The sequence below is a fragment of the Micromonospora foliorum genome (assembly GCF_022229015.1).
In the GTDB taxonomy this organism is placed as follows: domain Bacteria; phylum Actinomycetota; class Actinomycetes; order Mycobacteriales; family Micromonosporaceae; genus Micromonospora; species Micromonospora foliorum.
In genome coordinates, this window is the sequence record NZ_JAKKFF010000302.1 from 1 (window position 1) to 11,074 (window position 11,074).

At 71.4% G+C, this 11,074-nt stretch carries 10 protein-coding genes; 5 read left to right on the plus strand and 5 right to left on the minus strand.

Annotated features, from left to right (window positions below):
* Positions 1–649: NADPH-dependent F420 reductase (locus PSH25_RS21745; protein WP_238660829.1), on the minus strand; the 649-nt coding region annotated here is incomplete at its 3' end.
* A 433-nt stretch (positions 650–1,082) separates the two neighbouring features.
* Entirely contained in the window at positions 1,083–1,574 is a 492-nt protein-coding gene (locus tag PSH25_RS21750) for a glutathione peroxidase (protein WP_238660830.1), read from the minus strand.
* Positions 1,575–1,741: 167 nt separating this feature from the next.
* On the opposite strand from PSH25_RS21750, the gene PSH25_RS21755 reads away from it, so the two are divergent.
* The 4 genes from PSH25_RS21755 to PSH25_RS21770 all read left to right on the plus strand — a co-directional run bounded on the left by PSH25_RS21755 (position 1,742) and on the right by PSH25_RS21770 (position 6,781).
* Positions 1,742–3,367 (plus strand): glycosyl hydrolase family 18 protein, encoded by a 1,626-nt coding sequence (locus PSH25_RS21755; protein WP_238660831.1) that lies wholly within the window; start codon positions 1,742–1,744, stop codon positions 3,365–3,367.
* Between the two features lie 181 nt (positions 3,368–3,548).
* Positions 3,549–4,094: a hypothetical protein gene (locus PSH25_RS21760; RefSeq protein WP_238660832.1), complete on the plus strand. Its 546-nt coding sequence runs from the start codon at positions 3,549–3,551 to the stop codon at positions 4,092–4,094.
* 68 nt (positions 4,095–4,162) lie between these two features.
* On the plus strand, positions 4,163–5,569 hold the full coding sequence (locus PSH25_RS21765; protein WP_238660833.1) for a class II 3-deoxy-7-phosphoheptulonate synthase: 1,407 nt from the start codon (positions 4,163–4,165) through the stop codon (positions 5,567–5,569).
* A gap of 177 nt (positions 5,570–5,746) precedes the next feature.
* Positions 5,747–6,781: a threonine aldolase family protein gene (locus tag PSH25_RS21770; RefSeq protein ID WP_238660834.1), complete on the plus strand. Its 1,035-nt coding sequence runs from the start codon at positions 5,747–5,749 to the stop codon at positions 6,779–6,781.
* Between the two features lie 158 nt (positions 6,782–6,939).
* On the opposite strand, the gene PSH25_RS21775 is transcribed toward PSH25_RS21770, so the two are convergent.
* Together PSH25_RS21775 and pknB are read right to left on the minus strand one after the other, a co-directional pair.
* Positions 6,940–7,809 (minus strand): deoxyribonuclease IV, encoded by an 870-nt coding sequence (locus PSH25_RS21775; protein ID WP_238660835.1) that lies wholly within the window; start codon positions 7,807–7,809, stop codon positions 6,940–6,942.
* Entirely contained in the window at positions 7,809–9,797 is a 1,989-nt protein-coding gene (pknB, locus tag PSH25_RS21780; RefSeq protein WP_238660836.1) for a Stk1 family PASTA domain-containing Ser/Thr kinase, read from the minus strand. Before pknB ends, PSH25_RS21775 begins: the two co-directional genes overlap by 1 nt.
* Positions 9,798–9,985: 188 nt before the next feature.
* Between pknB and PSH25_RS21785 the strand changes: the two genes are divergently transcribed.
* A complete protein-coding gene (locus PSH25_RS21785; protein WP_238660837.1) occupies positions 9,986–10,375 on the plus strand; it encodes an Rv2175c family DNA-binding protein in 390 nt (129 codons plus the stop codon).
* Between the two features lie 157 nt (positions 10,376–10,532).
* Here the strand turns inward: PSH25_RS21785 and PSH25_RS21790 are convergent.
* A partial coding sequence (locus PSH25_RS21790) for a polyprenyl synthetase family protein (protein ID WP_238660838.1) occupies positions 10,533–11,074 on the minus strand: 542 nt, incomplete at its 5' end.

Consider the following 11,074-nt stretch of genomic DNA (forward strand, 5'->3'; position numbering starts at 1 on the left):
CGCGAAGCTTCGCGGCGTCGGCCGGGGCCGGGTGCTCCCAGTCGGTCGGGCTGGCCGAGTAGGGCGTGCCGTACGCCGGGGTGTCCGGCTGGTAGCGCCACCCCTCGGCCAGCGGGCCGACGTCGACCGCGTCGTAGCCGATCCGGTCCAGGAAGGCGGTCACCTCGGTCTTCGCGGCGGCGTCGTCACCGGCGATCGCGAGGGCGCTGCGGTCCGCCGCACCGGACGGCCGGGGGAGCGCGGCCAGGCCCTTGAAGTAGATGTTGTTGAAGACCTTGACCACCCGCGACTGCGGCACGTGCCGCTGGAGCAACTCGCTGCTGGTGATCTCGCCCGAGTCCAGCTCCGGGAAGGCGCCATCGCGCTCCGGGTAGTAGTTGTTGGTGTCGATGACGACCTTGCCGGCCAGCGGCTCCACGGGCACCGCGCGGTACGCCTTCAGCGGCACGCTGACCACCACGAGGTCGCCGACCCGCGCCGCGTCCTGGGTGGTGCCGGCGCTGGCGTGCGTGCCCAGGGTCTCGACCAGATCGGTGAGGGTCTCCGGGCCCCGCGAGTTGCTCAGCACCACGTCGTAGCCGGCGTCGACGGACAACCGGGCCACGGTGCCGCCGATGTTGCCACTGCCGATCAGTCCCACAGTTGTCATGCTCGTTCCCAACTCCGTCCACCCACGACGCATTCCCGACCAGCCTGGTGGGTTATTCGGCTGCCCCCTGCCGGGCGGCTGCGCGGACCGTCGGGCCCGCGCTGTCCTCGTCGCGGACCGCGCGATCTTCGCCGTCCCGGCGGGTGCCTGGTCGCGGCGCGAGCCCGTTCTGCACAACGTACTGCTCACGCTTGTCGCCGGTCGGCTCTCCGGCAACGTGCCACTCTCCGGTGACGAGCGGTCCGTGCGGGTGCTCGACGGCCGGACACGCCGCCCGGTGGCGCCCAGAGGCTGGGAGGGGCGGCGACGCCGTCGATCATGGAGTTGTGGTGGGGAGCGTTTCGGGCCCATCGTGGCAATCCGGGCACCACGACTCCATGATCGACCGAGTCCAGCCCGGCCTGGCCGAGCCCAGTCGCGCCACCCCGGGGCGTCAGGGGGTGGGGAGGGTCTTTTCGATGGCCGCGCGGAGGTCGTTGGAGTCGGGCTCGACCGTGGGGGCGAAGCGGGCGGCGACCGAGCCGTCCGGGGCCACCAGGAACTTCTCGAAGTTCCATCGCACGTCACCGGTGTGCCCGTCGGCGTCCGGGGTGTCCACCAGTGCGGCGTAGAGCGGGTGCCGGTCGGGGCCGTTGACGTCGACCTTCTCGGTCAGCGGGAAGGTGACCCCGTAGTTGACCTGGCAGAAGTCGCTGATCTCGGCGGCGCTGCCCGGCTCCTGCCCGGCGAACTGGTTGCACGGCACGCCGAGCACCACGAGGCCCCGGTCGGCGTACGAGTCGGCGAGCGTCTGGAGGCCGGCGTACTGGGGGGTGAGGCCACAGCGGGAGGCCACGTTGACGACCAGCAACGCCTTGCCGCGGTAGCGGGCCAGGTCGGCGGCGCCGCCGTTGAGGGCGTCGATCGGGATGTCGAAGACGGTCATGGGCCGAGGCTACGCGCCGGCCGGGTGTCGGCCCGGGGTGGGCGCAGCGTACGCACTCCGTGCACCAGGAGAAATCGAAACATGCGCATCTTGACGAACTGATAACGCTGTGAGTACCGTCTCACCAACTCTTTTGGAAAGTTTCCTAACAGTTCGGGAGACGCCTCATGAAAAGATCGCTCCGCCGGGCCCTCTGGGCCGGTGCCGTGGTCGCCGTGACCGTCGCAGCGGTGCCGGTGACCACCGCGTTCGGCGCCGGCACGGTCACCACCACCTTCACCAAGGCGCAGGACTGGGGGACCGGTCACGAGACGAAGGTGACCATCACCAACGGTTCCAGCGCCACGGTCACCACCTGGCGCATCGAGTTCGACCTGCCGTCGGGCACCACCATCAGCAGCGCGTGGGACGCCGACGTCACCAGCAGCGGCAACCACTACGTCGCGGTCAAGAAGAGCTGGGCCGGCGGCATCGCCCCCGGCGCCTCGTTCAGCTGGGGGTACAACGGCAGCGGCGCCTACAAGGCACCGCTGAACTGCACCATCAACGGTGCCGCGTGCGGCGGCGGGACGACCCCGCCGACCACGACTCCGCCCACCACCACCCCGCCGACGACGACTCCGCCGACCACCCCTCCGCCCACCACGCCACCGCCGACCACCAACCCGCCGAACCCGGGTGGCAAGAAGGTCGTCGGCTACTTCGCCGAGTGGGGCGTCTACGGGCGCAACTACCACGTCAAGAACATCCAGACCAGCGGCTCGGCCGCGAAGCTGACCCACATCCTGTACGCCTTCGGCAACACCACCGGCGGTCGGTGCGCCATCGGTGACAGCTACGCCGACTACGAGAAGGCGTACACCGCGGCGGACAGCGTGGACGGCGTCGCCGACACGTGGGACCAGCCGCTGCGCGGCAGCTTCAACCAGCTGCGCAAGCTCAAGCGAATGAACCCGCATCTCAAGGTGATTTGGTCGTTCGGTGGCTGGACCTGGTCCGGCGGCTTCACCCAGGCCGCGCAGAACCCGGCCGCGTTCGCCGAGAGCTGCTACAACCTGGTCGAGGACCCGCGCTGGGCGGACGTCTTCGACGGTATCGACGTCGACTGGGAGTACCCCAACGCCTGCGGTCTGACCTGTGACACCAGCGGCCCGAACGCGTTCAAGAACGTGATCAGCGCGTTGCGGTCGAGGTTCGGGTCCAGCGCCCTGGTCACCGCCGCCATCACCGCGGACGGCAGCAACGGCGGCAAGATCGACGCCACCGACTACGCCGGCGCCATCGGCAACCTCAACTGGCTGATGCCGATGACGTACGACTACTTCGGCGCCTTCGCCGCCCAGGGTCCGACGGCACCGCACTCACCGCTCACCTCGTACACCGGCATCCCGCAGCAGGGCTTCAACTCCGACGCGGCGATCCAGAAGCTCAAGAGCAAGGGCGTCCCGGCCAACAAGCTGCTGCTCGGCATTGGCTTCTACGGTCGGGGCTGGACCGGTGTCACCCAGGCCGCTCCGGGTGGCAGCGCCACCGGCGCGGCGCCGGGCACCTACGAGGCCGGCATCGAGGACTACAAGGTCCTCAAGAACACCTGCCCGGCCACCGGCACGATCGCCGGCACCGCGTACGCCAAGTGCGGCAGCAACTGGTGGAGCTACGACACCCCGTCGACCATCAACGGCAAGATGACGTACGCGAACAACCAGGGCCTCGGTGGCGCGTTCTTCTGGGAGCTCTCCGGTGACACGAGCAACGGTGAACTCATCGGCGCCATCAAGGGCGGTCTCGGCTGAGCCGAGGGCCGACGCACCACCCACACGGCGGGAAGGGGCCCGCACCGCCCCTTCCCGCCCGTGACACAGCGGCCCGGTCGACGCCCAGCGTCGACCGGGCCGCCGCCGTTGGGCTCGGTCGGCTGGATGTGGCAGACTCGCGGCTCGGCACGTCTCGATCTCACCGTCGACGGAGGTGATCATGCACCCGACCCACCGCAGGCTGGCGGCGACCGCCGCCGGGCTGGTGCTGCTGCCGGTCGCCCTGGTCGGCTGCGGCATCGGCGGCGAGGACGAGGAGAAGTCCGCCACCAAGACGGCCCGAGCCCCCGCCGAGGAGGCCGCCACCCGCTCCCGGGAGCGCGTGCAGGCGTACCTCGACGCGATGACCGCCAAGGACGTCGCCGCCGGCCGGAGTCAGCTCTGCGCTCTGCTGCAGGACGACTTCGACCTCGGTGCCACCGGCCCCAACGGTGACTTCGCCGATCACTTCCAGGTGCCCGAGGCGGCCATCACCGGCATCCGGTCCGGTCCGCAGGGGCAGGAGGTCAGCGTCTCGGTGTCGGTCACCGTCGGCAAGCGCACCGTCGCCCGGCCGCTGGTGTTCACCGTCACCCGGGACGGGAGCGACTGGTGCATCGCCGGGGAAGCTCCGGGCAGGTCGGCCGCTCCGTCGCCGCCGGCGTCGCCCCCACCGCGTCCTGAGGGGTCGCCCCTACCGCGTCCTGAGCAGAGCCCGGGAGTTTGATCTCCCATCTGCCGGAACCGTCCCCCTCGCCGCCCGGGCACCCCGACCGTCGCCGTACGCTTTCTGTCATGCGCCATGAGTGGCATCAGCTGAGCCATCCCGCGGTGGGCAGCCCGGGCCTGCAGACCAGCCGACCGACAGTCGATTCCGCCGAGGACGCCGCGCTCGGCCTGGACCGATGGCGGGAGCTGCCCCGCGAGCAGGTCCCGCCGTGGTCGGACCCGGCTGCCGTGGCCGCGGTCTGCAAGGTCCTCGACACCGTGCCGTCGGTCGTCGCGCCCTACGAGGTGGACCAGCTCCGGCAGAAGCTCGCCCTGGTCTGCGAGGGCAAGGCGTTCCTGCTGCAGGGCGGTGACTGCGCCGAGACGTTCGTGGACAACACCGAGAGCCACCTGCTGGCCAACGCCCGCACCCTGCTCCAGATGGCGATCGTGCTCACCTACGGCGCGTCGCTGCCGGTGGTCAAGGTCGCCCGGGTCGCCGGGCAGTACACGAAGCCCCGCTCGCTGCCGACCGACGCGCGCGGCCTGCCCGCGTACCGCGGCGACATGATCAACTCACTGGAGGCCGACCCGACCGCCCGGGTCGCCGACCCGCAGCGCATGATCCGCGCGTACGCCAACTCGGCGGCGGCGATGAACATGCTCCGGGCGTACCTCGCCGGTGGGCTCGCCGACCTGCACGCCGTGCACGACTGGAACAAGGGCTTCGTGAAGAACTCCCCGGCGGGGGAGCGTTACGAGGCGATCGCCCGGGAGATCGACCGGGCGCTGGCCTTCATCCGGGCCTGCGGCATGACCGACGACGAGGCGCTGCGTACCGTCACGCTCTACTGCTCCCACGAGGCCCTCGCCCTGGAGTACGACCGGGCGCTCACCCGGGTCTCCGACCGTCGGGCGTACGGGCTGTCCGGGCACTTCCTCTGGATCGGCGAGCGCACCCGGCAGATCAGCGGCGCGCACATCGACTTCATCTCCCGGATCGCCAACCCGATCGGGGTCAAGCTCGGCCCGACCACCTCCCCGGACGAGGCGATCGAGCTGTGCGAGAAGCTCAACCCGGACAACATCCCCGGCCGGCTCACCCTGATCAGCCGGATGGGCAACCACCGGGTACGCGACGCGCTGCCGCCGATCGTCGCCAAGGTCACCGCCGCCGGCGCCAAGGTGGTCTGGCAGTGCGACCCGATGCACGGCAACACGCACGAGTCGTCCAACGGCTACAAGACCCGGCACTTCGACCGCATCGTCGACGAGGTGCTCGGCTACTTCGAGGTGCACCGGGGGCTGGACACCCACCCCGGCGGCCTGCACGTCGAGTTGACCGGTGAGGACGTCACCGAGTGCCTCGGCGGCGCCCAGGGCATCGAGGACCTCGACCTGCCCGACCGGTACGAAACCGCCTGCGACCCGCGCCTGAACACCCAGCAGTCGTTGGAGCTGGCGTTCCTCGTGGCGGAGATGCTCCGTGGTTGAGCCGGCGAGCCCCGGGTCAGCGCTCGCGAGCCCCGCAGTCGGCAAGTCGGAGCGATGACCATGGCTGACGCGAGGAGTGAGCTTGCGAGCCCCGCAGTCGGCAAGTCGGAGCGATGACCATGGCTGACGCGAGGAGTGAGGTTGCGAGCCCCGCAGTCGGCAGCCGAAGGGATGACAATGCCTGATCTGTTCGTGGACCTGCGGTCCGACACGGTGACCCGACCCACCGCCGGGATGCGGGAGGCGATGGCCACCGCCGAGGTCGGCGACGACGTGTACGGCGAGGATCCGAGCGTCAACGCGCTGGAGGCCGAGGTCGCCGCGTTGTTCGGGCACGAGGCGGCGCTGTTCGCCCCGAGTGGGTCGATGGCGAACCAGATCGCCCTGCAACTGTTGGTGTCGCCCGGCGACGAGTTGCTCTGCGACGCCGACGCGCACGTGGTCACGTACGAGATCGGCGCCGCGGCCGCGTACGGCGGGATCTCCTCGCGGACCTGGCCCGCGGTGGGCGCGGACATCGACCCGGAGGTGGTGGCCGGGATGATCCGGCCGGACGGCTACTTCGCCGTCCCCACCCGCGCGATCGCCGTCGAGCAGACCCACAATCGCGGTGGCGGCGGGGTGATTCCGCTGGCGACCCTGCGGGACCTGCGCGGGGTCGCCGACGAGGCGGGCGTCGCGCTGCACTGTGACGGCGCCCGGATCTGGCACGCGCACGTCGCCGACCGGGTGCCGCTGATCGAGTACGGTCGGCTCTTCGACACGCTGTCGGTGTGCCTCTCCAAGGGCCTCGGCGCGCCGGTCGGTTCGCTGGTGGTCGGCAGCGCGGAGAAGATCGAACGTGCTCGGCTGATCCGCAAGCGGATGGGCGGTGGCATGCGCCAGGCCGGCATTCTCGCCGCCGCCGGTCGGTACGCGCTCGCGCAGCACATCGACCGGCTGGCCGACGACCACGCGAAGGCGGCCCGGCTCGCCGAGGCGGTCGCGCCGTTCGGTGTGCTGGCCACCACGGTCCGTACCAACCTGGTCGCGCTGGACCTCACCAAGCACACCCTGGACGCGCGGGCCCTGGCCGCCGCGGCGCGGGCCGAGGGCGTACTGATCTCGGTGCTCGGCCCCCGTACCGCCCGCCTGGTCACCCACCTGGGCGTCAGCGACACGGACATCGACCGCGCCCTGGCAGCCCTACCCCGCATCCTCGCCGCCCCCTAACCCCACCCCCACCCCCACCCCACCCCCACCCCCGGGCAGCCCACCCCCGGTGATCATGAAGTTATTGCCCCTCGCGTCGGCGTGTCATGGCAATAACTTCATGATCACCGGGGCGACTCGGGGACGCCGGGCGGGGGAGGGGGCGGGGGTGGGTGGGGTCAGGGGTGGGACAGGCGGGTGAGGGTGGTGATGTCGGCGGCGTGGCCGATGTGCTTCTCGCTCGGGGTTTCCACGACGATCGGGACGCCAGCGGTCGCCGGGTGGGCCATCAGCTCGGCGAAGGCCGGTTCGCCGATGCTGCCCTTGCCGATGTTCTCGTGCCGGTCCCGGGTGGAGCCGCACAGGTCCTTCGAGTCGTTGGCGTGGACCAGCCGCAGCCGGTCCGCGCCGACCGTGGCCACCAGGGTGTCCAGGGTCGCCGTCATGCCGCCCTCGGCCGCCAGGTCGTGGCCGGCCGCCCAGGCGTGGCAGGTGTCGAAGCAGACCCCGAGCATGGGGTGCCGGTCCACCGCGTCCAGGTAGGGCCCCAACTGCTCCACCCGGGAGGCCAGTGACCGGCCACCGCCGGCGCTCGGCTCGACAAGCAACATCGGCCCGCCAGCCTCGGCGGACCAGTCGAGCAGCGGCAGCAACACCTCGCGGACCTGTCGCATCGCCGCCTCGGCGTGCCCCTCGTCCACCGAACTGCCCGCGTGGAACACCACCCCCCGCGCGCCGATCGCCACGCCCCGACGCAGCGCGTGCGCCAGCGTCTGGGCCGACTTCTCGACCGTGGCCGGGGTGGGCGAGCCGACGTTGACCAGCAGCGCGGCGTGGATGAACGCGGGAATGCCCCGCTCGGCGCAACCGTCGCGGAACAGGGCGTCCTGCCCGGGGTCGCCGTCGGGCAGCGCCCAGCCTCGCGAGTTGGAGACGTAGACCTGCACCACCCGCGCACCGGTCGTGTCGGCGTACGGCAGGGCAGCCTTCGCCAGCCCACCCGAGGTCGGCGTGTGCGTGCCCACCGGCCGCGCGCAGATCGTCGGCATCAGAAGCACGTCAGGGTGACCGGGGTGCCGGGCGGCACCTGCGAATTCTCGCCCGGGAGCTGGATCCGGACCACGGCGTTCGGGTTGATCGCCACCGTCACCGGGAAGCCCTGGCCCTCCAACGCCTGCTTGGCCTGCTGGCACGGCAGATCGATCACCCGTGGCATGACGACAAGCGGTGGCCCCTTGCTGACGTCCAGCTTGACCTGGGTGCCCTTCTCCACGCCGGCGCCATCGGCCGGGCTCTGGCCGAGGATCTCGTCCTTCGGCTTGTCGGAGTCCTTGTAGGTCTCCGCCAACACCAGATTGAGCTGGGCCAGGGTCGTCCGGGCCTCGGTCAGGCTCTTGCCGACCAGGTTCGGCACCGTCACCGGCGCCCTGCCCCGGCTCAGAATGAGGGTGACCTTCGCGCCTGGTTTGACCTCGGTGCCCACCTTGGGGGAGCTGTCCACCACGACCCCGGCCGGCAGACTGTCGTCATAGCGGGCGGTGCCCTTGGCCACCACCAGCTTCGCGTTGACGAGGTCCGCCTCGGCGAGTTCGAACTCCTTGCCGATCACGTCCGGTACGGGGAAACGCTCCGGCCCGAGGGAGAGGGTCAGGGTGATCGTGCCACCCTTGACGATCTTGGCAGCGGACGCCGGGCTCTGCCCCAGCACGCTGTCCTTCGGGGCTTTCTCGTCGAAGCGCGGCTCAGCGAACCTGAGGACGAGCCCGGCGCGGTCGGCCTGCGCCTGCGCCTCGGCCTTGCTCAGGCTCACCAGCTGCGGAGCGTCCGTGTAGCGGCCGACGCCGAACCACCAACCCCCGATCGCGGCCACCAGGCCGAGTGTCACCACCACGGCCGCGACGGCCAGCCGGCCACGGGGGTTGCTCAGCACCGTGCTGCGCAGCGCGGCGAGCCGGGCGCCCAGGCCCTCCGCCGGCTCCGGGGCGGCCCGACGTCGGCCCGGCCCCTGGCTGCTGGCCCCCTCCGGGAGCCGCGCCCACGAGGGGCGGTTGGGCGGTTGGACCGTCGCGACCATCATGGTCGGCTGGGAGAGCGACGGCGCGTCGCTGATCGGGCGGAGTACGGCGGTGTGGCTGTTGGCGTCGCCCAGACGGTCCCGGGCCACCTGCACCTCGGCCAGCAGCGCGCCGGCGTCCGCGGGCCGCGCGCCGGGATCACGCCGAGTAGCCCGCTGCACCAGATCGTCGAGGACCGACGGCAGGCCCGGCACCAGCGTCGAAGGCGCCGGCACGTCCCGGTCGACGTGCTGCCAGGCGACGTCCACCGGGCGGTCCCCGTCGTACGGCACGCGGCCGGTGAGCATCTCGAACAGCACGATGCCGGCCGAGTAGACGTCGGTGCGCGGGTCGGCGCGGCCCTCGGTGACCAGCTCCGGGGCGACGTACGCCACGGTGGCCATCAGTTGGTTGCCCTGCTCCTCGTCGGCGCTCGCCTCGACCGCCCGGGCCAGCCCGAAGTCGGCCACCTTCACGACGCTGTCGACCAGGTTGGCGACGCCACCGGTGGGTGCCTCCGCGACCAGCACGTTCTCCGGTTTGACGTCGCGGTGCACCAGGCCGGCCCGGTGCGCGGCGGCGATCGCGGCGAGCATCTGCTCGGCGATGGCCAGCGCCTCGTCCGGGTTGAGCCGGCGTCGCTCGGCCAGCACGTCGCGCAGCGTGCGGCCACGGACGTACTCCATCACCAGGTACGGCAGGCCGGCGTGCGTGCCCTGGTCGTAGACCGCCACCACGTTCGGGTGGGTCAACCGGGCGATGGTCTTCGCCTCGTCGGTGAACCGGGCCACGAAGTTGGCGATCCGGGCCCGCGCCTCGCTCGCCTGGGTCGGGTGAATGATCTTGACAGCGACGGTGCGCTCAAGGCGTTCGTCAGTGGCGGTGTACACGGTCGCCATGCCTCCACGGGCCACGCGACCGCGAATGCGGTAGCGCCCGTCGACCAGCGAGCCCAGCAACGTGTCGGCGACCTGAGTGTCCATCGGCAGGCAGTCTATGTGTCCAGGGGGTGAAGGATGAACAGGATGCTACAGCCGTACGCCCAACCGGTCCGTCCCGCCGCGCTCGCCGCCCCTTGTTCGCTGGTCAGCGGCGATCACGAGAGTGGGCGCCGAGGGGTCTCCCGGGGTGCCGGTGGCTCGTCGCGGCGGCGGCGTGGCAGGGTGGTCGGGTGACCGAACCCGTACCCGACCAGGCCGCGCCCGGCCTGGAGCTCGCCGGACCCACCGACCCGGCCGGCTGGTTGACCCTGCCGGACGTCGCGGAACGCCTCGACGTGTCGATCAGCAAGGTGCACCAGATGATCCGTGACCGGGAGCTGCTGGCGGTCCGCCGCGACGGCGTCCGTCGGATCCCGGCGGACCTGGTTGCCAACCAGACCGTGCTCAAGCACCTGCCCGGCGTGCTCAACCTGCTCGCCGACAACGGCTACGACGACGAGGCCGTTCTGCGCTGGCTCTACGAGCCGGACGAAACCCTCCCCGGCGCCACCCCGGCCGCCGCCCTCTCCGGCGACCAGGCCCGCGAGGTAAAACGCCGAGCCCAAGCCCAAGGCTTCTAACCCCGCCCTGCCCCTTCCCCCTCCCCCCGACCCCCTTCCTGTTCCCGTTGATCATGAAGTTATTGCCACGACACGCCGAGCGCGCTGGCAATAACTTCATGATCAACGCGCAGGGGGTGGGACGGGACGGGCGCGGGGGAGCGGGGAGGGGGAGGGGTTAGTCGGCTCGGCGGGTTGCGGCTATGGCCAGGTCTACCAGGGCTTGGCGGGCTTCGGTGTCCAGGTCGACGGCGGTCAGTGCCGCCAGGGCGGTGTCGGTGAGGGTGACGATCCGCTGCTCGGTGCGGGCCAGCGCCCCGCTGCCCGAGATCACCTCGCGGAGCCGGGCCACCCCCCGCTCGTCCAGCTCCGGGTCGCCGAGCCGGCTGAGCAGCAGCTCGCGGCCCGCGTCGTCGGTGGCCTCCACAGCCGCCGCCACCAGGTAGGTACGTTTGCCCTCGCGCAGATCGTCACCGGCCGGTTTGCCGGTCAGCGCCGGGTCACCGAAGACCCCCAACACGTCGTCGCGGAGCTGGAACGCCTCGCCCAGCGGCAGCCCGTACGCCGAGTAGGCCGTCCGCACGTCCTCCGGCGCGTCGGCCAGCGCGGCGCCGAGCAGCATCGGACGCTCGACGGTGTACTTCGCGGACTTGTACCGGGCGACCTTGCTGGCCCGTTCCACCGAGGTGTCCCCGGTGACCTGCGTCCGCCCTTCTCGTT